General features: G+C 59.7%; 22 protein-coding genes. 14 read left to right on the top strand and 8 right to left on the bottom strand.

Translation table 11 applies throughout. The annotated features are described in order from the left end of the window. Positions 1-2 precede the first annotated feature (2 nt). The 3 genes from J3P79_RS20340 (at position 3) to J3P79_RS20330 (ending at position 3,673) form a co-directional block, all read left to right on the top strand. The gene (locus J3P79_RS20340) at positions 3-1,163 is read left to right on the top strand and encodes an ABC transporter ATP-binding protein (RefSeq protein ID WP_434605363.1); all 1,161 of its coding nucleotides are present in this window, start codon (positions 3-5) and stop codon (positions 1,161-1,163) included. A 129-nt stretch (positions 1,164-1,292) separates the two neighbouring features. Beyond that, entirely contained in the window at positions 1,293-2,639 is a 1,347-nt protein-coding gene (locus J3P79_RS20335; protein WP_434605362.1) for a carbohydrate porin, read from the top strand. Between the two features lie 179 nt (positions 2,640-2,818). Further along, positions 2,819-3,673, top strand: coding sequence for a D-hexose-6-phosphate mutarotase (locus J3P79_RS20330; protein WP_434605361.1), 855 nt, complete (start codon positions 2,819-2,821; stop codon positions 3,671-3,673). Positions 3,674-3,721: 48 nt separating this feature from the next. Here the strand turns inward: J3P79_RS20330 and J3P79_RS20325 are convergent, their stop codons facing one another. Then, a complete protein-coding gene (locus tag J3P79_RS20325) occupies positions 3,722-4,582 on the bottom strand; it encodes a MurR/RpiR family transcriptional regulator (protein ID WP_181289374.1) in 861 nt (286 codons plus the stop codon). A gap of 197 nt (positions 4,583-4,779) precedes the next feature. On the opposite strand from J3P79_RS20325, the gene zwf reads away from it, so the two are divergent. From zwf to J3P79_RS20310, 3 genes are read left to right on the top strand one after another with little or no spacing between them, the layout of a single operon-like run. Next, the gene (zwf, locus tag J3P79_RS20320; RefSeq protein ID WP_434605360.1) at positions 4,780-6,252 is read left to right on the top strand and encodes a glucose-6-phosphate dehydrogenase; all 1,473 of its coding nucleotides are present in this window, start codon (positions 4,780-4,782) and stop codon (positions 6,250-6,252) included. Next, positions 6,239-6,952: a 6-phosphogluconolactonase gene (pgl, locus tag J3P79_RS20315; protein ID WP_434605359.1), complete on the top strand. Its 714-nt coding sequence runs from the start codon at positions 6,239-6,241 to the stop codon at positions 6,950-6,952. Before zwf ends, pgl begins: the two co-directional genes overlap by 14 nt. A 17-nt stretch (positions 6,953-6,969) precedes the next feature. After that, the gene (locus J3P79_RS20310; RefSeq protein WP_039593787.1) at positions 6,970-7,635 is read left to right on the top strand and encodes a bifunctional 4-hydroxy-2-oxoglutarate aldolase/2-dehydro-3-deoxy-phosphogluconate aldolase; all 666 of its coding nucleotides are present in this window, start codon (positions 6,970-6,972) and stop codon (positions 7,633-7,635) included. Positions 7,636-7,869: 234 nt separating this feature from the next. Here the strand turns inward: J3P79_RS20310 and J3P79_RS20305 are convergent, their stop codons facing one another. Together J3P79_RS20305 and J3P79_RS20300 are read right to left on the bottom strand one after the other, a co-directional pair. Continuing rightward, a complete protein-coding gene (locus J3P79_RS20305) occupies positions 7,870-9,057 on the bottom strand; it encodes an aminotransferase class V-fold PLP-dependent enzyme (RefSeq protein WP_434605358.1) in 1,188 nt (395 codons plus the stop codon). A gap of 28 nt (positions 9,058-9,085) precedes the next feature. Then, positions 9,086-9,322 carry a DUF3820 family protein gene (locus J3P79_RS20300; protein WP_434605357.1) on the bottom strand — a complete coding sequence of 79 codons (237 nt, stop codon included), beginning with the start codon at positions 9,320-9,322 and terminating at the stop codon, positions 9,086-9,088. A 207-nt stretch (positions 9,323-9,529) separates the two neighbouring features. On the opposite strand from J3P79_RS20300, the gene J3P79_RS20295 reads away from it, so the two are divergent. The 4 genes from J3P79_RS20295 (at position 9,530) to J3P79_RS20280 (ending at position 13,271) form a co-directional block, all read left to right on the top strand. Continuing rightward, positions 9,530-9,994: a ferritin-like domain-containing protein gene (locus J3P79_RS20295; protein ID WP_434605356.1), complete on the top strand. Its 465-nt coding sequence runs from the start codon at positions 9,530-9,532 to the stop codon at positions 9,992-9,994. 209 nt (positions 9,995-10,203) lie between these two features. Next, positions 10,204-12,204, top strand: coding sequence for an FUSC family protein (locus J3P79_RS20290; protein WP_434605355.1), 2,001 nt, complete (start codon positions 10,204-10,206; stop codon positions 12,202-12,204). Then, positions 12,191-12,397: a DUF1656 domain-containing protein gene (locus tag J3P79_RS20285; RefSeq protein ID WP_039593791.1), complete on the top strand. Its 207-nt coding sequence runs from the start codon at positions 12,191-12,193 to the stop codon at positions 12,395-12,397. Before J3P79_RS20290 ends, J3P79_RS20285 begins: the two co-directional genes overlap by 14 nt. 10 nt (positions 12,398-12,407) lie before the next feature. After that, positions 12,408-13,271, top strand: coding sequence for an efflux RND transporter periplasmic adaptor subunit (locus tag J3P79_RS20280; protein ID WP_434605353.1), 864 nt, complete (start codon positions 12,408-12,410; stop codon positions 13,269-13,271). 33 nt (positions 13,272-13,304) lie between these two features. Here the strand turns inward: J3P79_RS20280 and J3P79_RS20275 are convergent, their stop codons facing one another. Together J3P79_RS20275 and J3P79_RS20270 are read right to left on the bottom strand one after the other, a co-directional pair. After that, complete coding sequence (locus J3P79_RS20275; protein ID WP_434605352.1) at positions 13,305-13,775, bottom strand: MaoC family dehydratase; 471 nt, start codon at positions 13,773-13,775, stop codon at positions 13,305-13,307. Between the two features lie 40 nt (positions 13,776-13,815). Next, complete coding sequence (locus J3P79_RS20270) at positions 13,816-14,760, bottom strand: lysophospholipase (RefSeq protein WP_434605351.1); 945 nt, start codon at positions 14,758-14,760, stop codon at positions 13,816-13,818. A 226-nt stretch (positions 14,761-14,986) separates the two neighbouring features. Between J3P79_RS20270 and fadD2 the strand changes: the two genes are divergently transcribed. Then, the gene (gene fadD2 / locus J3P79_RS20265) at positions 14,987-16,675 is read left to right on the top strand and encodes a long-chain-fatty-acid--CoA ligase FadD2 (RefSeq protein ID WP_039593794.1); all 1,689 of its coding nucleotides are present in this window, start codon (positions 14,987-14,989) and stop codon (positions 16,673-16,675) included. A gap of 369 nt (positions 16,676-17,044) precedes the next feature. Continuing rightward, complete coding sequence (gene fadD1, locus J3P79_RS20260; RefSeq protein WP_434605350.1) at positions 17,045-18,736, top strand: long-chain-fatty-acid--CoA ligase FadD1; 1,692 nt, start codon at positions 17,045-17,047, stop codon at positions 18,734-18,736. A 44-nt stretch (positions 18,737-18,780) separates the two neighbouring features. Here fadD1 and J3P79_RS20255 read toward each other — a convergent pair. Together J3P79_RS20255 and J3P79_RS20250 are read right to left on the bottom strand one after the other, a co-directional pair. Then, positions 18,781-20,003 (bottom strand): IS3 family transposase gene (locus J3P79_RS20255; protein ID WP_434604220.1). Its coding sequence is split into 2 segments (ribosomal slippage): positions 18,781-19,652 and positions 19,652-20,003, totalling 1,224 coding nucleotides; the frame shifts between segments, so codons are not numbered across the junction. A gap of 101 nt (positions 20,004-20,104) precedes the next feature. Then, positions 20,105-20,482: a hypothetical protein gene (locus tag J3P79_RS20250; RefSeq protein WP_039593796.1), complete on the bottom strand. Its 378-nt coding sequence runs from the start codon at positions 20,480-20,482 to the stop codon at positions 20,105-20,107. Between the two features lie 245 nt (positions 20,483-20,727). Here J3P79_RS20250 and J3P79_RS20245 point away from each other — a divergent pair, with 245 nt between their 5' ends. Both J3P79_RS20245 and def read left to right on the top strand, forming a co-directional pair. Further along, a complete protein-coding gene (locus J3P79_RS20245) occupies positions 20,728-21,678 on the top strand; it encodes a YihY/virulence factor BrkB family protein (protein WP_434605349.1) in 951 nt (316 codons plus the stop codon). Then, positions 21,675-22,214, top strand: coding sequence for a peptide deformylase (gene def, locus J3P79_RS20240; RefSeq protein WP_434605348.1), 540 nt, complete (start codon positions 21,675-21,677; stop codon positions 22,212-22,214). Before J3P79_RS20245 ends, def begins: the two co-directional genes overlap by 4 nt. 48 nt (positions 22,215-22,262) lie before the next feature. Here def and J3P79_RS20235 read toward each other — a convergent pair whose 3' ends face one another. Continuing rightward, positions 22,263-22,682 (bottom strand): GNAT family N-acetyltransferase, encoded by a 420-nt coding sequence (locus tag J3P79_RS20235; RefSeq protein ID WP_434605347.1) that lies wholly within the window; start codon positions 22,680-22,682, stop codon positions 22,263-22,265. Positions 22,683-22,750: the final 68 nt, after the last annotated feature.

Genomic DNA, 22,750 nt, shown 5'->3' with positions numbered 1-22,750 from the left:
TCATGGCTACGCTTGAACTTCGCAATGTAAACAAGACCTACGGCGCGGGCCTGCCCGACACCTTGAAAGACATCCAATTGTCGATCAAGGAAGGCGAATTCCTGATCCTGGTCGGCCCTTCGGGCTGCGGCAAGTCGACCCTGATGAACTGCATCGCCGGTCTCGAGACCATCACCGGCGGCGCGATCATGATCGGCGACCAGGACGTCAGCGGCATGAGCCCCAAGGATCGTGACATCGCCATGGTGTTCCAGTCCTACGCGCTGTACCCGACCATGAGCGTGCGCGAGAACATCGAGTTCGGCCTGAAGATCCGCAAGATGAAACAGGCGGACATCAACGAAGAAGTGGCGCGTGTCGCCAAGCTGTTGCAGATCGAACACCTGCTCAACCGCAAGCCAGGCCAGCTCTCCGGTGGCCAGCAGCAGCGCGTCGCGATGGGCCGGGCCCTGGCGCGGCGGCCGAAGATCTACCTCTTCGACGAACCGCTGTCCAACCTCGACGCCAAGCTGCGGGTCGAGATGCGCACCGAAATGAAACTGATGCACCAGCGCCTGAAGACCACCACGGTCTACGTCACCCACGACCAGATCGAAGCGATGACGCTGGGCGACAAAGTGGCGGTGATGAAGGACGGGATCATCCAGCAATTCGGCACGCCGAAGGACATCTACAACAACCCTGCCAACCTGTTCGTGGCGAGCTTCATCGGTTCGCCGCCGATGAACTTCATCCCGTTGCGCCTGCAACGCAAGGACGGTCGCCTGCTGGCCTTGCTCGACAGCGGCCAGGCCCGTTGCGAGTTGCCGTTGGGCATGCAGGACGCTGGTCTTGAGGACCGCGAAGTGATCCTTGGTTTGCGCCCGGAGCAGATCGTGCTGGCCGGCAATGAGCCTAACGGTATGCCGACCATTCGCGCCGAAGTCGAGGTCACCGAACCCACCGGTCCGGACACCCTGGTGTTCGTCAACCTCAACGACACCAAGGTCTGCTGCCGCCTGGCGCCGGACGTGGCGCCGCAGCCGGGGGAAACCCTGACGTTGCAATTCGATCCCGCGAAAGTGCTGCTGTTCGACGCCAAGTCCGGCGAGCGCTTGGGTGTAGCTGCGCAGCCGCAGGCTGAAGACCGACCTGCCAATGTGGCGCAGTTCAAAGGCCGTTAATGAACACAGGTGGGCGTGAGTTTGTTCCCGCCAAAGGGGGTATGCGGCGGGTGGGGGACCACCCGTCGCAATCGTTGTAAACCGCGTTAGATAAAAACAGTTAATAACAATAAAGACGAGGATGTAGGGATGAAGAAGAACAACAATGCCCAGCTTATCTGCCAGTTGTCAGCCGTTGCGGCGATGATGCTGGCCGGTAGCGCACACGCTGCCGAGGCGTTCAGCGCCGATTCGCAGTGGATGACGGGCGACTGGGGCGGTGAGCGGACCAAGCTGATCGAGCAAGGTATCGACATCAAGGCTGACTTCGTCGGCGAGATGGGTGCCAATCTCGATGGCGGCTACAACGATGACAAGACCGCGCGCTGGTCCCAGCAGTTTGGCCTGGGTGTAGCGCTCGACCTGGAAAAACTGGCTGGCTGGAACGATACCGAAGCCAAGATCCAGTTCACTCGCCGCGATGGTCGCAACATTTCCAACGACCGTATCGGTGACCCACGTGCCGGCACGCTCAGTTCGTCCCAGGAAGTCTGGGGCCGTGGCCAGACCACGCGCCTGACCCAGTTGTGGATCAAGCAGAAGTACTTCGACAGCAAGCTGGACGTGAAGGCCGGTTACTACGGCGTGGGCGAGGACTTCAACACCTTCCCTTGCGACTTCCAGAACCTGGCCTTCTGCGGTTCCCAAGCGGGTAACTGGGCCACCGGCATCTGGTACAACTGGCCAATCATGCAGGCGGCGATCCGGTTCAAGTACAACATCACCCCTGAGCTCTATGCACAGATCGGTGCGTACAACCAGAACCCTTCCCAACTGGAAAACAACAACCGCTACAAGCTCAGCGGCAGCGGGACCGAGGGTACGCTGATTCCGGTCGAGCTGGTCTGGTCGCCCAAACTCAATAACCTGCCAGGCGAATACCGCGTCGGTTACTACAAGAGCACGGCCAAGGCGGATGACGTCCGTGAGGACGACAACGGCGGCGACGCTGCAACCACCGGTGACCCGTATCGCAGCCACAGCAGCAAGGACGGCTACTGGTTCGTCATGCAACAGCAGCTCACCACGCATAACGGTGACGCTTCGCGTGGCCTGAACATCGCAGCCAACGCCACCTTCCATGACAAGGAAACCAACGTCGTCGACAACTACCAGTCGCTGATGTTCGTGTACAAGGGGCCGTTCGATGCACGTCCAAAAGACGATGTCGGCATCGGCTTCTCGCGCATCCATGTCAACGACGACGTGAAGAAAAACGCCGAGCTGACCAACGTTGCCAATGGCGTGACCGATTACGACGATCCGCTGTTCTCGCCACTGCGCAGCACCGAGTACAACTACGAAATCAACTACGGCTTCCATGTCACCAACTGGCTGACCGTGCGTCCAAACCTGCAATACGTCACTCACCCGGGTGGTGTTGATGAAGTGGATGACGCGCTGGTGGCCGGCCTGAAAATTCAGTCGGTGTTCTAACGCTGTTGCGATAAGCTCTCCTCTATGTGCGCATATTTGCGGACGGCCAAGGCTGTCCGCTTTTTTTTGGGAAGCGCGTTTGGTTGCGCGCAGAGCCTGTGGCGAAGGAGCAAGCTCCCTCGCCTAAAAATACATGTCGTACAGAGTTGAGTATCGAATGATTTCCAGGACTGCGGCCCATGCATGAGCATCCGTTACAACGCTTCTTCAGATCCTTGCGCGAGCGTCCGGTGTTTGCGTGGGAGCGCTATCAGCAGCGTGACGTCTTGGTCATCGACCATCCGCTGTGCCAGGCGGTTTTCAGTCGCCAGGGTGCGCAATTGCTGCACTTCCAGCCGCGAGGCCAGAAACCCTGGTTGTGGTGTGCGGCCAAGTGGCCGCAGGTCGGCGCGATACGCGGCGGCGTACCGGTGTGCTGGCCTTGGTATGGCCGTCATCCGAGCGAAAACGCCTGGCCGTCCCATGGCTGGGCCCGTCTGATCGATTGGAAATTGCTCGACAGCGCCAGCGACGAGGAGGGAGTGCACCTGCATTGGCAATTGCAGCTGTGCGACTGGCAAGTGGATCTGCATGCCGACCTGGGCGAGCGCATGGAGTTGCGCTTGAGCACCGAGCATCAGGACAGCCTGCCTTGCCAGTTGAGCCAGGCCTTGCATGCGTATTGGCGTATTGGTGACGTTGGTGAGGTAGCGCTGTCTGGGCTCGAAGGGGCTCAGGGTTACGACCAGTTGAGCCGTGCGGCATGCCAGCAGGAGGGCGAGTTGCGGGTTGAGGGCGGCTGTCAGAGGGTGTTCCAGCATGACGGCGAATTGCAGCTCAAGGATCACGCCTGGCAGCGCGAACTGCGCATCGACACCGGAGAAAGCGCCGATACGGTGGTTTGGCATCCCGGTGCGCGGCCCCTGTTGGGGGTAAGTTGGGATGAGGTCAGCGAGTTCGTCTGCGTCGAAGCGGCCAGTGGCGGTACTGCAAGCCTATGCCTGGCGCCCGGGGAGCGAGCGCATTTGAGTTTGCAGGCGCGGGCGGGGGCCTAGCTCTGGATGATCGTTCCCGCACAGAGCGTGGGAACGATCAGGACGGGGTCAGTTGAACTCATCCCCAACCGGGTACCGGCTGGCATTCAGGCTTTCCTTGATCTTGCGCAGATGCGGCTGGAAGTCCACGCCGCGGCGCAGGGTCATGCCGGTGGCGAGCACGTCCAGTACGGTGAGCTGGATGATCCGCGAAGTCATCGGCATGTAGATATCGGTGTCTTCTGGCAACGGAATGTTCAGGCTCAAGGTACTGGCCTTGGCCAGTGGCGAACCTTCGGCGGTCAGGCCGAGTACCGATGCGCCGTTCTCCCGGGCGATGCGCGCAACCTCTACGAGTTCGCGGGTGCGCCCGGTGTAGGAAATGATTACGAACAATTCGCCGGTGTGGGCCACCGAAGCGATCATGCGTTGCATCAGCACGTCGGCGTGGGCGGTCACTGCCAGGTTGAAGCGGAAAAACTTGTGCTGCGCATCCAACGCTACCGGCGCCGAGGCGCCGAGGCCGAAGAAGTGGATCTGCCGGGCCTGGATCAGCAGATCCACCGCGCGGCTGATCAAATTTGGATCAAGGGCCTGGCAGGCGCTGTCCAATGAGGCAATGGCGCTGCCAAAGATTTTCTGGGTATAGGCTTCGGGGTTGTCGTCGGCTTCCACAGCGCGGCTGACATAAGCCGCGCCGCTGGCCAGGCTTTGGGCCAGTTGCAACTTGAGTTCCGGGTAACCGCTGACACCGAACGAGCGGCAAAAGCGATTGACGGTCGGTTCACTGACCGAGGCCGCCTGGGCGAGGGCGGCAATGCTGAAGCGGGTAGCCTGCTGGGGGTTGAGCAGGATCACCTCGGCCACCTTGCGTTCGGCCTTGTTCAGGTCTTCCAGGCGACTCTGGATCTGCTCCAGTAGATTTCGCACGCGGTCCATACAAGATTCCTAGAGATGACGGGTCTTTGATACGACCCTTTGCGGTGGCCTATCCTACTGATGGCTCCGACGGACCACCACTCGGAATCGGTATTTTCGAAAAATGTTGTGGTTATTACTACATTTTTCCTTGAGTGATACCTTGAAAAAAGGTATTTGTAGCTTAACTTGATAAAAGAACAAACATCATGCATTCGATTACGGTTGAACCGTGCACTTTTGCCTTGTTCGGCGCGCTGGGCGACCTGGCGCTTCGCAAGCTGTTTCCTGCCCTTTATCAGCTCGATGGCGCCGGCCTGTTGCACGAAGACACGCGAATCCTGGCGCTGGCCCGCGAACCGGGCAGCGAACAGCAGCATTTGGCGTTCATCGGCACCGAGCTGCGGCGTTATGTTGGCGATAAAGACCTCGACGAAACCGTGATCGAACGCTTCCTGGCGCGGTTGACTTACCTGCACGTGGATTTCCTCAAGGCGGACGATTACGTCGCGCTTGCCGAGCAGGTCGACTTGACCCAGCAACAAGTCATCGCCTACTTCGCCACTCCGGCGGCGGTCTATGGCGCGATCTGCGAGAACCTGGCGAAAGTCGGTCTCAGCGAAAACACTCGTGTCGTGCTGGAAAAACCCATCGGCTCGGACCTCGAGTCGTCGCGCAAGGTCAACGACGCCGTGGCGCAGTTCTTTCCCGAGAACCGCACTTACCGCATCGACCATTACCTGGGCAAGGAAACGGTACAGAACCTCATCGCGCTGCGGTTCGCCAACAGCCTGTTCGAAACCCAGTGGAACCAGAACTACATCTCCCACGTGGAAATCACCGTGGCTGAAAAGGTCGGGATCGAAGGCCGTTGGGGCTATTTCGACAAGGCTGGCCAACTGCGCGACATGATCCAGAATCACCTGCTGCAGCTGTTGTGCCTGATCGCCATGGACCCGCCGGCCGACCTGTCCGCCGACAGCATCCGTGACGAGAAGGTCAAGGTGCTCAAGGCCTTGGCGCCGATCAGTCCGGAAGGCCTGACCACCCAGGTGGTGCGCGGGCAGTACATCGCCGGCCACAGCGAAGGCAAGGCCGTGCCGGGTTACCTGGAAGAACCGAATTCCAATACCCAAAGCGACACCGAGACGTTCGTTGCCTTGCGCGCCGATATCCGCAACTGGCGCTGGGCCGGCGTTCCGTTCTACCTGCGCACCGGCAAGCGCATGCCGCAGAAGCTGTCGCAGATCGTGATCCACTTCAAGGAACCGTCCCACTACATCTTCGCCCCCGAGCAGCGCCTGCAGATCAGCAACAAGCTGATCATCCGCCTGCAACCGGACGAAGGGATTTCCTTGCGGGTGATGACCAAGGAGCAAGGCCTGGACAAGGGCATGCAATTGCGCAGCGGTCCGCTGCAACTCAACTTCTCCGACACCTACCGTAGCGCACGGATTCCCGATGCCTACGAGCGGTTGTTGCTGGAAGTCATGAACGGCAATCAGAACCTGTTTGTTCGTAAAGATGAAATCGAAGCCGCGTGGACGTGGTGTGACCAGTTGATCGCCGGCTGGAAGAAGTCCGGTGATGCGCCCAAGCCGTATGCCGCTGGGTCATGGGGGCCGATGAGCTCCATTGCACTGATCACGCGGGATGGGAGGTCATGGTATGGCGATATCTGAATTGAAGCTGCCCCAGGGCGTCACCGCCCTGGAATTCAAGAATCCGGTGCTGTTGGCGCAAAGCCTGGCCCTGAGCGTGGCGCAGCAACTGCGCGCCGCGATCGAGGCCAAAGGCGCGGCGACCCTGGTGGTCTCCGGCGGTCGCAGCCCGGTGGCGTTTTTCCAGCATTTGGCGAAGGAAGCTCTGGACTGGTCGAAGGTGGTGGTGAGCCTGGCCGACGAGCGTTGGGTGCCGGTTGAACATGCCGACAGCAACGCCGGCCTGCTCAAGCGTTATCTACTCCAGGGGGCCGCGGCCAAGGCACAGTTCCTGAGCCTCTACAGCGCCAGCGCCAACCTGGAAGCCGCTGCCGAGCAGGCAGATCGCCTGCTCGCCGAGCTGCCGCCGATTGACGTGTTGATACTGGGCATGGGCGATGACGGCCATACCGCCTCGCTGTTTCCCGACAGCCCGAACCTGGCTGAGGCCCTGGATAAAGAAGGCGTCCGCCGTTGCTGGCCGATGCTCGCGCCGACGGTGCCGCATCAACGCCTGACGATGAGCCGTGCCTTGCTGGCTTCGGCCACGCACAAGGTCCTGTCGATTTCCGGTCAATCGAAATTGACCACCCTGAACGCTGCAACGGCCGGTGACAACGTCGCCGAGATGCCGATCCGCGCGTTTCTGCAACCTACGTTAGAGATTTACTGGTGCCCATGAACCAAGGATCAGCCGCTATGAAAAACCCATCCTCGACCGTTTCCATGGCGGACAAAGTGACGCTGATCGACAGCCTCTGCGCCAAGGCGCGGATTCTGCCGGTGATTACCATTGCGCGTGAACAAGACATCCTGCCGCTGGCCGATGCCTTGGCCGCTGGTGGCCTGACGGCACTGGAAGTGACCTTGCGCTCGCAATACGGCCTCAAGGCCATTCAGGTCCTGCGCGAGCAGCGCCCGGAACTGGTGACCGGTGCTGGCACGGTCCTCGATCGTCACATGCTGGCCGCCGCCGAGGCTGCCGGTTCGCAGTTCATCGTGACGCCGGGTATCACCCGGGACCTGCTGGAGGCCAGCGTCCAGAGCCCGATCCCGTTGTTGCCGGGGATCAGCAATGCCTCGGGCATCATGGAAGGCTATGGCCTGGGCTATCGCCGCTTCAAGTTGTTCCCGGCGGAAGTCAGCGGTGGCGTCGCGGCCATCAAGGCGTTGGGCGGACCCTTCGGTGAAGTGAAATTCTGCCCGACCGGCGGCGTGAGCCCGGCCAATATCAAGAGTTACATGGCGTTGAAAAACGTGATGTGCGTGGGCGGCAGCTGGATGCTCGATCCGGAGTGGATCAAGAACGGCGACTGGGCCCGTATCCAGGAATGCACCGCCGAGGCGCTGGCGCTGCTGGACTGATCGTCTGACCGAACTTCGTTGTGTGTTCTACGGCTTTTCGGTGCGCTTGGTCGGCGCACCGTTTTTTTTTGCCTATTATTTCGCTGCAGATCCCCGTGGCGAGGGAGCTTGCTCCCGCTGGGCTGTGAAACAGCCCCAATCAGCCCGAGCGAGATTGGCCTGACACACCGAGGCGATGGTTCAGGGGGGCTGCTGCGCAGCCCAGCGGGAGCAAGCTCCCTCGCCACAAGGGTCCTAGGTACGGCTCAGATGGATCAGCGCCTGAGTCAACCGCTCGATATCACGGCCCAAGGTAATCAACCCCGGCGTAATGCGAATGCAAAGGCCGACGCTGGTCTTGCGCACCACGGTAAAAATCCCATGCTCTTCGAGCAGCCGATCAGCCATCGCTTGCTGGTCGGCCTGCTTGGTGAAACGCATTGACGTGATGCCGCAATAGAGGCGTCGGTCGTCCGGGGTCATCACCTCGATGCCCGGCACGTCTCGCACCGCGCTTACCCACAAGTCCCGCAGATAACAGAGCCGTGCGCCCTTGGCTGGTGCTCCGCCCAGTGCCCGGTGCTCTTCGAAGACCAGCGGCAGCGTCAGCAACGCCGGGATATTGGGCGTACTGTGAGGCGTGCGCGAGCGGATGTCGGTGGACGGGTAGTGGCTCTCGTCCATGTCCGGGTCGATGTCGGCAAGCCGGTGTGGGGCGATATAGAGAAAGCCCAGGGCCAATGGGCCGCCCAGCCATTTCTGCAGGTTGAACCCGGCAAACTCAATGCCGAGCTTCTGGAGATTGAAATCGATCTGGCCCAAGGCGTGGGCACCGTCGAGAATAATATCGACCCCGAACTCCTGGGCCGTCTCGGCTATCGCCTGGACCGGCATCACCAGGCCGGTCAGATGGTTCACATAAGTCAGCGCCATCAGCTTCAGGCGCGGATAACGAATGAAGGCTTCTCGGTAAGTGCCCACCAGTGCGTCGAAACTGGCAGGGTGCGGATGGACCAGCTCGACAACCTCGGCGCCGCGCTGGCGGGCCAGCCAGCGCATCGCGCTCTTGACCGACTCGTATTCCACATCGCTGATCAATACCTGGTCGCCAGGCTTGAGCTTGTTGTAGTTGCGAATCAGCGTCTGCAGGGCGCCAACCGCATTGTTGGCCAGTGTCACGGTGGACGCTGGGGCGTGGATCAGTTGCGCCACCTCTCGGCGAATCGCTTCGCCATGCTCCTGGTCGAATTGTTGACGCACATAAAACGAATTGCCGCGGTTCACCAGCTCGATATTGCGTTGATATTCCTCCACCACCGTACGCGACATCCGGCCGAAGTAACCGTTTTCGAGATTGAGCGGCCCATCGGCGTCGACATCGTAGCGACCGACAAAGGTTTCCCAGAAGGTTTCATCGTGGGCGCGCAGCGTATTTTCGGGCATGGCGGGGCTCAATCAGTCAAAGGCAGCGTCAGTAGCGAGGTTTGGGCAAGCCATGTTTGGCTCGCAGCGGGTCCAGCAGGTCCGACAGGCCGTTGTGGTCGATTTCCTGCATCAACGCCAGCAAGCCGCCCAATTCGCCGTGGGGAAAACCTTCCCGCGCGAACCAATTCAGATACTGGCCCGGCAGGTCGGCAAGGATACGGCCCTTGTACTTGCCGAAGGGCATCTGGCGGGTGACCAGCAGTTCCAGCTTTTCCGGATTCATAGGGTGAATATCTTGTTGAAAACCATCGGCAAAATACAGGCATTCTGCATGCAGGCCAAATGACAGATCATGCAAATAACGCGGATACAGAAATCGAGGTATTTTATAACTGATTGATTTGTATGTGTTTTATGTTGGGTCGAGGGCTGGCATGGCCGATGCAATATTCCTTGCAGGTTTTTATTCACCAAGCAAAGGAACTGAAAAATGACTGACATCAACAAAGAATCCATCTCTGTCTTGAATGACCTGATCGAGACCAGCAAGGATGGCCAGGAAGGATTCAAGACCTGCGCTGAAGACATCAAGCACCCTGAACTCAAGGCCCTGTTCGTCAAGCGTGCCGCCGACTGCGCTACTGCTGCGGCCGAGCTGCAAGCCGCCGTACGTTCCCTGGGGGGCGATCCGGAAACCTCTACCAGCGTTGCCGGTGACCTGCACCGTCGTTGGGTCGATGTGAAATCCATGTTTACTGGCAAGGACGAAGAAGCGGTGCTGAACGAGGCCGAGCGCGGCGAAGACCATGCGCTGAAGGCTTATCGGGAAGCCATCGAGAAGATCAACAAACACAATCTGGTGGGCATTCGCGACCTGGTGGAGCGCCAGTTCCACGGTGTGCAACGCAACCATGACCAGGTCAAGGCCCTGCGCAACCAGGCGCGCGCCAGCTAACATTTGCGTATGACGAAAAAAACGCCAGCTTGCCTGGCGTTTTTTTATGGGTCATCCGAGGCGAGGAACGCTTTCTATCAGCACAAATCCGCAAGAGAGTTTGTCAGATCTCTCAACAATCAACGCTGGACGTCAATAGATAGCTACCTAATAATTGCATCGCTTTCTCCACGATCTATCGTTACGTCATCCCAAGAAGAGTTTTGCGCGTGCCCATCACCTTTCAGGCTCTGTTCGCCCCTGATCGCCTCGCTGTGCAGTTCGCCATCAAGACCGTGCTCGGTGGTGGCCTGGCGTTGTGGCTGGCGTTGCGCTGGGGATTGGAGCAGCCGTCGTGGGCGCTGATGACGGCGTTTATCGTGGCCCAGCCGTTGTCCGGCATGGTGGTACAGAAAGGTTTGGCACGCTTGGTCGGGACGGCGGTGGGAACGATCATGTCGGTGGTGTTCATGGGCTTGTTCGCCCAGGCGCCCTGGTTGTTCTTGCTGGCGCTGGCGTTGTGGCTGGGCGTATGCACGGCGTGTTCGACGTTGTTGCGCAGCGCCTGGTCGTATTCGTTCGTACTGGCTGGCTACACCGTGGCGATCATTGCCCTGCCGGCCATTTCCCATCCGCTTGGGGTGTTCGATCAGGCCGTGGCGCGCTGTACCGAGATCAGCCTGGGCATTACTTGCGCCACCTTGACCAGCGCCTTGCTCTGGCCGTTGCGGGTTGAACGGCAACTGGCGGATCAGGCCCGCGCCGCCTGGCAGAGCGGCATGCAGGCGGCCCGCGCCACCTTGGCAGGCGATGCCCAGGCACGCAAAGGCTTGCTCGAAATTCTCGGCAAGATCGTCGCGGTTGACGCCCAGCGCGAACATGCCTGGTTCGAAGGCCGATTGGGGCGCCAGCGCGCCCGGGCCATCAGCGGCTTGAGCCAGAAGCTGTTGATGCTGCTGCGCCTTTCCCGCTCCGTACGCCGGCAATGGAAACAGCTTGAGCCCCAGGAGGCCGAAGCGCTGCAGCCGTGGATGGACGAGGTACAGCAAGCCCTCGACGCTGACAGCGCGACACTGCAGGCGCTGCGACCGCGGGTCTGGGACGCCTCTCACGAACCCCGGTTAAGCTCGGCGCAAAGTTATTGCCTGGCACGTTTCGCCTTGTTGCTCGACACCGCCCTGGCGGCTTGCGATGCGCTGTCGGCGGTGCAAGAGGGCAGGGCGGCGGCCGATCCTCCACGCACCCTGGCGCCCCATCGGGACCTGTCCCTGGCGATGGTGTTCGGCGCCCGCAGCGCCTTGGCGTTCCTGGCGGTAGCATGTTTCTGGCTGGCGACTGCCTGGCCGGCTGCTTCGGGTGCTTTGCTGCTTACGTGCGTGGTCTGCAGCCTGTTCGCCAGCCGTGAAAACGGTGCGCAGATCGGCATGAGCTTCTTGCGAGGGATTCTTCTGGCGGTTCCGACTGCGTTTGTGATCGGTGAAATCCTGCTGCCGCAATGGAGCAGTTTCGCAATGCTCGGGATGGCCATGGGCGTGCCTTTGTTCCTAGGGGCGCTGTGCATGGCCAAGCCGCCGCTCTACGCGACCGCCACCTCGTTCTGTCTGCATTTCGTGGTGCTGGTCTCGCCGCTCAACGCCATGAAGTACGACGTTGCGACTTTTTTCAATAACGCCCAGGCCATGATGATCGGGGTTGGCGCAGCGGTGTTGGCATTCAATCTGTTGATTTTGCGCAACCCGGCCTGGCACAGCCGTCGGTTGCTGGCGGCAACGCTGGATGACTTGGTGCGCTTGACCCGTCGCAGTTTGCGAGGTGCCGAGAGCTGGTTCGGCGGGCGCATGGCCGATCGTCTGCTGCAACTGGCGCGTCACTATCCCGAGCTGCCGGTGCCGTCGCGCAGTCGTTGGGACGATGGTTTGCTGGGCCTGGACATCGGCGACGAATTGCTCCATCTGCGCTTGAGCCTGGCGGTTGCCCAAGTCCCGGAAAATCCAGCCCAGCGCCATTATTTCGAAACGCTGGAGCGGGTGCTGGAGCGCGGCCCCGTCGGCGACCAGGGCGACGCATTGGCCCAGGCGAGCGACGAGTACTTACGGGTACTTTCGCAACAGCCGCCAAGCGACGCACTGAAGCTGGCCCAAGGCGCCGTGGTGCAATTACAGAACAGCTGGCGCGCCTGGTGCCGCCAGCACGAATCTTCAGAAGGGAAACATAGCCATGGGCTTGCGTGAGTGGTCGATCGGCGGAGTGCTGCTCAGTCCGTTCCTGATTTATGTCGTGCTGGCCTTGTTGGTGACCGGGGGCCTGCGCCTGTTGCTCAGCCTGGTGCCGGCCGGGCGCTGGATCTGGCATGAAGCGTTGTTCGACTGCGCCCTGTATGTCTGCGTCCTGACTGTCATTACCCGAGTCCTCGGACCGTTATAAGGAGTTGAACATGCGTACTTCAGTACGTGTCGCCGTCACGCTGAGCGTAGTGGCCGTGGCGATTTTCGCCGGCTTGCATTTGTGGCAGTACTACATGCTCACACCCTGGACCCGGGATGCACGCATCCGCGCCGACGTGGTGGTCATCGCCCCTGACGTTTCTGGTTGGGTGCGCGAACTCAAGGCCGTGGACAACCAGCCAGTCAAGGCGGGGGATCTCTTGCTGAGTATCGATCGCGAGCGTTTCGAGGCCGCGGTGGAGAAAGCTCGGGCAGTGGTCCAGACGCGCCAGCAGCAATTGAGCCTGCGCGAACACGAAGCCAGCCGCCGGGCGGCCCTGGGGCCCCAGGCCATCAGTGCGGAATTGCGTGAAAACGCCCAGATCAATGCGGGCATTGCCCGAGGCGAGCTGCGCGAGGCCCAGGCCGAGGCCAAGGTTGCGGAGCTGAACCTGGCCCGCAGCCAGGTCCTGGCCCCACGTAGTGGTCACATTACCAACCTGCGCCTGGCCGAAGGCAACTACGTGAACGCCGGTCAACCGGTCATGGCGTTGATCGATGATTCAACGTTCTACGTGCAGGCTTACTTCGAAGAAACCAAACTGCCGAGGATTCGCGTCGGCGATCCAGTCAAGGTCTGGCTGATGAGCGCCGGCCATGCGCTGGAAGGCCATGTGGAAAGCATCAGCCGAGGCATCACCGACCGCAACACCAATCCCGATGCGCAACTGCTGGCGGAGGTCGAGCCGACCTTCAACTGGGTGCGCCTGGCCCAGCGGATCCCGGTGCGGATCAAGCTGGACAAGGTGCCGGAAGGCGTGAGCCTGAGTGCCGGCATGACGGCGAGTGTGCAGGTGCAAGAGGGGCAGCAATAACTGCCACATCCTACCCACTTTGGATCGCGTCAATCAGCCGACAGTGATTGCCGGCAACTCGGGCAAGGTCACGGTCTGCTGCTTGCGCGGAGCGAGGATTTCCGCTTCGCCGTCCACCACCAGTTCATCGCGCTGATTGAATACGCGGGTCGCAATGCGTACGCGGAATTTCGGCAGTTTCTCCAGGATCTCCAGGCGTACGGTCAGGGTATCGCCAATTTTCACGGGTTTCTGGAAGCTCATCTGCTGGCCGATGTAGATAGTGCCCGGCCCAGGCAACTCGCACGCCACTGCCGCGCTGATCAGCGCGCCACTGAACATCCCGTGGGCAATGCGCTCCTTGAACATGCTGGCGGCGGCGAACTCGGCGTCCAGGTGCACCGGGTTGTGATCGCCGGACATGGCGGCGAACAGCTGGATGTCGCGCTCTTCGACGGTCTTGCTGTAGTTGGCGGTCTGGCCGACTTCGAGGGCTTCGTAAGGGATGTTGGTAACCTGGGTCATGTCTGGATCCTGTGACGTGTAGAGAAAAAACGCTGCAAACCTACTCGCTGCGTGGCGGCCGCTGAAGGCTCAGGGCCTGGGCAATCCAGGCCAGCACGTCGGCGGTGACTTCATCGCGGTTGGTTTCGTTGAACAGCTCGTGCCGGGCCTGCGGATAGATCGTCAACTGCAAATGCTGGTTGCCGCCGTCGCGCAGGGCATCGGCCAGATCTTTCAGACGCTTGCCTTCGTTCACCGGATCACATTCGCCGCCGATCACCAGCAACGGCAGGCCTGGATCGATCTGCGCGAGAGTGGACGCTTTGCTGATCTGCTGCAACCCGCCGAGCAGGTCGACCCACAGTTGATTGGTGCAACGAAAGCCGCACAGCGGGTCCTGGACGTATTTGTCCACTTCCGCGGGGTCGCGACTGAGCCAGTCAAAGGGCGTTCGCACGGGTTTGAATCTTTTGTTGAAGCTGCCGAAGGACAGCCACTCGATCAGCGCGCTGCGCCCTGTGGCTCCCTGGCGCCGTCGTTCGAAACGGGCGATCAGCCGCGCCGCGCGGTAAAGCGCCACGGGCTGGAAATTCGAACCGCTGAGGATGGCCCCGTGCAGGCTGGCGCTGTGGTGCAACAAATATCCCTGGGCGATATAACTGCCCATGCTGTGGCCCAGCAGCAGGATGGGGGTTTCTGGGTGTTGCTGGCCGATGTGGTGATTCAGGCTCGCCAGGTCGCCGACAACCTTGGCCCAACCGTCCTGGTCGGCAAAGTGACCGAGGATCGCTTCTTCGCCGGTCTTGCCATGCCCGCGCAGATCCGGCGCGTAGACGCCGTAGCCTTCATCGCACAGTGCCTGGGCCAGGCGCCCATAGCGGCCGCTGTGTTCGGCCATGCCGTGGGCCAGCATGATCACCGCCCGCGGGGCGGTTTCGGGTAGCCACTGATTGACGAACAAGCGGCTGTGATCGGTCGCGGTCAGCCAGAACGTTTGGTGGATCATGGCGGTTCCTTTGCACAAAGTCAGACGCAGCGTCGCTGCATTGTATAGCGCATCCGTTGCGTCTCGCCTGAACAGGCCAAGGCAATTCAGGAAGATTCACACAATCTATGACGCAAGTTGCCATATTTGCCTGATTGGCCATAGCTGCTAGTGTCCCATGAGCTCCGCCTGTGCAAGCGATACGCAAGCGGTCCCCGGATACGTTCAGGTAAAGAGGACAAAAACAATGCAGCCTGATTTCTGGAATGACAAACGCCCGGCCGGCGTGCCCTCGGACATTGACCTGAGTGCCTACAAGTCGGTTGTCGAGGTGTTCGAGCGTTCCTGCAAGAAATTCGCCGACCGTCCGGCCTACAGCAACATGGGCGTGACGCTCACCTATGCCGAGCTGGAGCGCTACAGCGCGGCCTTTGCCGGTTATCTGCAAGCCCATACCGACCTGGCGCCGGGCGATCGTATCGCCGTGCAGATGCCCAACGTCCTGCAATACCCGATCGCGGTCTTCGGTGCCCTGCGCGCCGGGCTGGTGGTGGTCAATACCAACCCGCTTTATACCCCGCGGGAAATGCGTCATCAGTTCAAGGACTCCGGTGCCCGGGCGCTCGTGTACATGAACCTGTTCGGGCAGAAAGTCCAGGAAGTGCTGCCCGACACCGACCTGCAATACCTGATCGAAGCGAAGATGGGCGACCTGATGCCCACCGCCAAGGGCTGGCTGGTCAATACGGTGGTGAGCAAGGTCAAGAAGATGGTCCCGGACTATTCACTGCCCCAGGCCATTTCCTTCAAGAGTGCCTTGCGCCTGGGACGAGGCCAGGGCATCAAGCCGCTGAGCGTCGGCCTCGACGACATTGCCGTGCTGCAATACACCGGTGGCACCACCGGCTTGGCCAAAGGTGCCATGCTGACCCATCGCAACCTGGTGGCCAACATGCAGCAGGCCCGCGCCTGCCTGGGTCAGATCGGCGACGACGGCCAGCCGTTGTTACGCGAGGGCCAGGAAGTGATGATCGCACCGCTGCCGCTGTATCACATCTATGCCTTCACGGCGAACTGCATGTGCATGATGGTCACGGGCAACCACAACGTGCTGATCACCAATCCCAGGGACATCGGCGGTTTTATCAAGGAACTGAAGAATTGGCGGTTTTCGCTGCTGCTGGGGCTGAACACGCTGTTCGTCGCGCTGATGGACCATCCGGATTTCAAGACGCTGGATTTCTCCAACCTCAAGGTCACCAACTCAGGCGGCACCGCACTGGTCAAGGCCACCGCGGAGCGTTGGAAGCAGATGACCGGTTGCGGTATTACCGAGGGCTACGGGTTGACCGAAACCTCGCCCGTGGCCAGCGCCAATCCTTACGGTGGCAAGTCGCGCCTGGGCACGGTGGGGCTGCCGGTACCGGGTACGCTGATGAAAGTCATCAGCGACGACGGTGTCGAGCTGCCGTTGGGCGAGCGCGGCGAGCTGTGCATCAAGGGGCCGCAGATCATGAAGGGCTACTGGAACAAGCCCGAAGCGACCGCCGAAGTGCTCGACAGCGAAGGCTGGTTCAAGTCCGGTGATGTCGCGGTGATCGATCCCGATGGGTTCGTGCGCATTGTCGACCGCAAGAAGGACATGATCATCGTCTCGGGTTTCAACGTGTACCCGAACGAAATCGAGGATGTAGTGATGGCCCATCCGAAAGTCGCCAGTTGCGCGGTGATCGGCGTGCCGGACGAACGTTCGGGGGAGGCGGTGAAACTGTTCGTCGTGGCCCGTGAGTCGGGGGTCAGCCTTGAAGAACTCAAGGCGTACTGCAAGGAGAACTTCGCCGGCTACAAGGTTCCCAAGCACATCGTGCTGCGGGAATCACTGCCGATGACCCCAGTGGGCAAGATCTTGCGCCGGGAACTGCGCGATATCGCCTGACGCTCGAGCGTTGAAGTGGAACCCTGTGGGAGCGAACCTGCTCGCGATAGCGGTCTGTCAGTAACAGAAATGTTGGCTGATTCACCGCCATCGCGAGCAAGCTCGCTCCCACAGATGTTTTATGTGTTCGGGTCAATTAGGTAAGGCTTAGAATTTTTACTCTAAAAATGACCATTGAATGTTCTTGAGTCAAGTTTATGACTGTAGGGGCCATTTTTGGCTCTAGGCGACCCTTGGCAAAGCTGCTACTCTCGGCGCGCTTTTGTGACTTCTCGGCCTTGATTCAAGCCAGATTCACCAATAGACACACACCAATAATAATCGCATCAAATGCGGTGAGAATTCGCGTTGCTGAGGAGTGGGGCTTCCATGATTGAAAACTTTTGGAAGGATAAATACCCAGCTGGGATTGCTGCCGACATCAATCCAGATGAGTATCCGAATATTCAGGCGGTGCTGAAGCAATCCTGCCAACGCTTCGCCGACAAGCCGGCATTCAGCAACCTCGGCAAGACCATCACCTACGGTGAACTCTACGAGTTGTCCGGTGCCTTCGCGGCGTACCTGCAACAGCATACCGATTTGCAGCCGGGCGATCGAATCGCCGTGCAGCTGCCCAACGTCCTCCAGTACCCAGTGGCTGTGTTTGGTGCCATCCGCGCCGGCCTGATCGTGGTCAATACCAACCCGCTCTACACCGCGCGGGAAATGGAGCACCAATTCAACGACTCCGGCGCCAAGGCTCTGGTGTGCCTGGCAAACATGGCGCACCTGGCCGAAAGCGTGGTGCCCAAGACTGGCGTCAAGCACGTCATCGTCACCGAAGTGGCCGACTTGCTGCCGCCGCTCAAGCGCTTGTTGATCAACAGCGTGATCAAGTACGTCAAGAAGATGGTCCCGGCTTATCATTTGCCCAAGGCCATCAAGTTCAACGACGTGCTGAGCAAAGGCCACGGCCAGCCCGTGAACGAAGCCAGCCCGACCAGTGATGACGTGGCGGTGTTGCAATACACCGGCGGCACCACCGGCGTAGCCAAGGGCGCGATGCTGACCCACCGCAACCTGGTGGCGAACATGCTGCAGTGCAAGGCCCTGATGGGGTCCAATCTCAATGAAGGCTGCGAAGTACTGATCACGCCGCTGCCGCTGTACCACATCTATGCCTTCACCTTTCATTGCATGGCGATGATGTTGATCGGCAACCACAACATCCTGATCAGCAACCCGCGCGATTTGTCGGCGATGGTCAAGGAACTGTCGAAGTGGAAATTCAGCGGCTTCGTCGGCCTCAATACCTTGTTCGTGGCGCTGTGCAACAACGAAGCCTTCCGCAAGCTGGATTTCTCGGCGCTGAAGGTCACCCTGTCTGGCGGCATGGCTCTGCAACTGGCAGCGGCGGAGCGTTGGAAAGCGGTCACCGGTTGCCCGATCTGCGAGGGCTACGGCATGACCGAAACCAGCCCGGTGGCCACCGTCAACCCGATCCAGAACATTCAGATTGGCACCATTGGCATCCCGGTTCCGTCGACCTTGTGCAAGGTCATCAACGACGCGGGCGAAGAACTGCCTTTGGGTGAAATCGGCGAATTGTGCGTGAAAGGCCCTCAGGTCATGAAGGGCTACTGGCAGCGCCAGGATGCTACCGACGAGATCCTCGACAGCGAAGGCTGGCTCAAGACCGGTGACATCGCGCTGATCCAACCGGATGGCTACATGCGCATCGTCGATCGCAAGAAAGACATGATCCTGATCTCCGGCTTCAACGTTTACCCCAACGAGTTGGAAGACGTGCTGGCGGCCCTGCCGGGCGTGCTGCAATGCGCGGCCATCGGCGTACCGGACGAGAAGTCCGGCGAGGCGATCAAGATATTCATCGTCGCGCGTCCGGGTGTCACGCTGACCAAGGAGCAGGTGATGGAACACATGCGCGCCAATGTCACCGGCTACAAAGTGCCCAAGTCCGTGGAGTTCCGCGATGCACTGCCGACCACCAACGTTGGCAAGATCCTGCGGCGCGAGTTGCGTGATGAAGAACTGAGGAAGTTGGGGCTGAAGAAGTAAGACAGCTTGTCTAGTCCTGAAATAGGTTTACACCTGTTTCAGTCTCAAAACGCCCGATGCACCGCATCGGGCGTTTTGTATTTCAGGGCCAGATGAGGTCGCTTACGGTTATAGATTTCTATCGATTCCTCAACCATGCGCTTGGCTTGGGCAAGGTCTTTGGGACGGTGTAAAAGAAATTCTGTTTTCAGAATCCCATTCACTCGTTCCGCTAGAGCATTTTGGTAGCAGTCGTAGCCATCAGTCATCGAACACATGACGCCATGCTTGGCGTGCAGCTTTTGATAGAGATCAGAGCAGTATTGCGAGCCCCGATCGGAGTGATGTACCAGCGGCTGATTGGTTCTTCGGTGTCGAAGAGCTTTTCTCATCGCCAGGATGACTGACTCGGTATGCAGGCTTTCATGCACATGATGGCCGACTATTTTGCGCGAGAACGCATCAGTGATCAGACTTACGTAAGCGACGCTTTGCTCGGTCGGTAAATAGGTTATATCCGCCACCCAGACCTGTTCCGGGCCGGTGGCAGTGACCTGGTCAGGGCCGGGCTTGAGCCGATTTGGATGTCGATGGAAGCGATGATGACTGTCGGTCGTCTTGTGATAAGCGCGTTTGCGTGGGACCAGTTGTCGATGATCCCGCAAAATATCGAACAACCGATCTCGGCCTACCGTTTGCGTCAGTTCAGGTTCGGATTTCATAAGGCCATGCAGCTTGCGGGTGCCCAACCGGGGCATTTCAAGGCGTGTCTCCAGCACAAACCCCAGCACCTTTTGCGCGTGGCTAGCTCGCGCGTCGTAAGCTCGATTGCGCTTGTAATACGCCTGCCGTGAGATGCCCAGAAACTGGCAAGCCCTGGTAACACTCAGGTCTTCTATTTGCCCTTGGCTGAGGACTTGCCGGATCGCTTTTTTACGACAGAAACACCGTAATCGTTCTTCAGCACGTCAACGACAGCTTCAAAAAATTGGGCTTTCTGGTTGGCAAGGGCCAGCTTTTCTTCCAGCTCCTTGATTCGCTGCTCTGGTGTCAGCGGCAAATTTGGCTCGGCCATCGGTCGGTTCCTCTGGGCACGAATGGAGGCGCCTTGGCTCCAGTCCTGCCGTCCATGCTTGCGTAACCACACCAACACAGTCGACCGGCCCTGGATCCCATAACGCCGTTGAGCCTCTTTATAACTCAGTTCGCCCTTTTCAACCTGATCGACGACCGCCAATTTAAAGCTCAGCGTGTAATCACGCTGACTGCGCTTTTTTCCTGAATCCATTGGTTCCTCCTGAGGATAGGTCAGAAGGTGTAAACCTTATTCAGGACGAGACAGCTGCCAATAAAAAGCCCCGCGATGCGGGGCTTTTTATTGTGGTAGCGCTACAACCGAAACTGCGCAAAATCCAGGTTGGTGCCACCCGGCCGCATGTCCTGCAGGTAGGAATCCTTGTCGGCACTGAGTTCCAGGCTCAGGGCGGCTTTGCGTTTGCCCTGGTTGCGCACTTCCAGGCCTTCCATTTTTTCTCGCAGGAATACGGTTGGCACCTTCAGGTGCAACAACTCGTCAGTGGCCGGTGTGTGCAACAGCAGATGAATCCATTCGTACTGCCCGATGGCCAGGCGGGCCACCGGAATGTCGAACCAGAAGATGTTGCGGTTGCGGTTCAGTTCGCTGAAGTGGCAGTTGTTGACACCCAGGACGGCGCCGCCCAGTTGCTGGTTCCTGCGGGCGATGGCCTGCTTTTTGTCGAGTTTCATAACGTTCCTACGGGAATGGAGCTTCGGGCCAGGCCGGAATAGAGAGGCATTCTCGACGGTTGCCGGGCAAACATAAAGCCCCGCCTGTGCGAACGATGAAACTTGCCTCGTGAATCGCCGGTCAATTCTGCGTCGGCTGAAAAACGCTGACAGTGTTCCAAAGTCGCCAAACCGGCTACTTTGATGTAGAAAACGGCCCTTGAGTCGCCACGGACTCCTCTTTCTTGCGGCGAAAGGAGACGCTTATGATGTTCCCGGCCATGAAAGGCTTGCCCCTGCATCGCGTGATGATGCGCACGGTGACCGAATTTCTCGACGACGAGATGTCGACCTATGCCTCCGCGCTGGCTTACCAGATGTTGTTTTCGCTGTTTCCCTTCATTCTTTTCCTGATTGCGCTGATCGGCTTCCTGCACCTGCCGGATTTCTTCTCCTGGCTGCGCCTGCAATCGGAACTGGTGCTGCCGCCCCAGGCGCTGGAGCAAGTCAACCCGGTGATCGACCAGCTCCAGCAATCCAAGGGCGGCTTGCTCTCGGTGGGTATCGTGATTGCGCTGTGGACCGCGTCGGCCGGCGTGCGATTGATGATGAGCGCGATGAACGCTGCCTACGACGTGGTGGAGGGGCGCCCGGCCTGGAAGCGCTTTCCGCTGTCGATTCTCTACACCGTCGGCATTGCCGGCATGCTGCTGGCCGCCGCGGCCTTGATGGTACTGGGCCCGCAGGTGATGGGTTGGATTGCCGCGCAGATCGGGCTGGAGGAATTCATCGTCACCGTCTGGACGATTGCGCGCTGGCCGGTCATCGTGTTTTTGCTGATGGTGGCGGTGGCGCTGATCTATTACGTGATGCCGGACGTCAAACAGGAGTTTCGCTTCATCACGCCGGGCTCGGTATTGGCCGTTGTGGTGTGGATCATCGCGTCGCTGGGCTTCGCGTTCTATGTGAAGACGTTCGCCGACTACAACGCCATGTATGGCAGTATCGGGGCAATCATCGTGCTGTTGCTGTACTTTTATATCTCGGCGGCCGTGCTGTTGCTCGGCGCGGAAATGAATGCAGTGATCGAGCACATGTCCGCCGAAGGCAAGGATCCTGGCGAAAAGAACCCCGGCGAGCACGAAAAACAGCATGTGTCGGGCCTTGGGCGCGACCATTCCATCCACCACACCCACACTGACGAAGCCCGACCATGATTCGCGAAATCCTTAAGATGGGCGACGAACGCCTGCTGCGCATCGCCCCGCCGGTGCCGCCGGAAATGTTCGACAGTCCCGAGTTGTGGCAGTTGATCGACGACATGTTCCAGACCATGGAAAGCGTCGGCGGCGTCGGCCTGGCGGCGCCGCAGATCGGTGTAGACCTGCAACTGGTGATCTTCGGCTTCGAGCACAGCGAGCGTTATCCCGATGCCGAGGCGGTGCCGCAGACAATCCTGATCAACCCGTTGATCACGCCGCTGAGTCCGTTGATGGAGGAAGGCTTTGAAGGCTGCCTGTCGGTGCCAGGCTTGCGCGGCGCGGTGGATCGCTACCAGCAGATCCGCTACGAAGGTTTCGACCCCAAGGGCGAGCCGATCGTGCGCATCGCTTCGGGCTTTCATGCGCGGGTGGTCCAGCATGAATGCGACCACCTGATCGGCCGCTTGTATCCGTCGCGCATCACCGACTTCAGCAAGTTCGGATTCACCGAGGTGATGTTTCCGGATCTGGATCCTGGGGCTGACGAATAGCTAACAACTGATCCTGACCAGCCCGCTCCCACATCGATGCACAGCACTTTAGAGCTGTGTGGGCACCGATCCCATTGCGATCATCGGCTTGCTGCGTGCATATCGACTCAAGCGTTCAGCCATCGCATAAGGCAGTTCGGGATTGAAAACGAACCCGTGTCGCTCATAAAAACCGCGTAGATCGGGGTGGCAAAACAACCACACCGGCGCGTCCAGGTCTTTCACCGCTTCGGCGATCAACCGCCCCGCGATACCCTGCGTGCGGTACGCCGGGTCGACAAACAGCCCCGTCAGCCAATGCCCACCCGAAACCGGTCGCAGGCACAGTGCTGCGACGATTTCCTCGCGCCGCGCCACCCACAGCTGTGCGTCGCGCACGGCTTTCATCGAGGATTGATGGGCGCGGTAGAACTTGTTCATCAATGGCCACAGGGGCTCGTCGAGACGTGTGCAATGGAATTCGGACATGGCGCAAATGCGGTGAGGAATGAAAGCGGGGGATTATAGGGGAGCACACAATGCGCCGGGAAATTCCC

The organism is Pseudomonas sp. R1-7, assembly GCF_051132105.1.
Classification (GTDB): domain Bacteria; phylum Pseudomonadota; class Gammaproteobacteria; order Pseudomonadales; family Pseudomonadaceae; genus Aquipseudomonas.
This window is presented reverse-complemented; position numbering and strand designations above follow the sequence as displayed.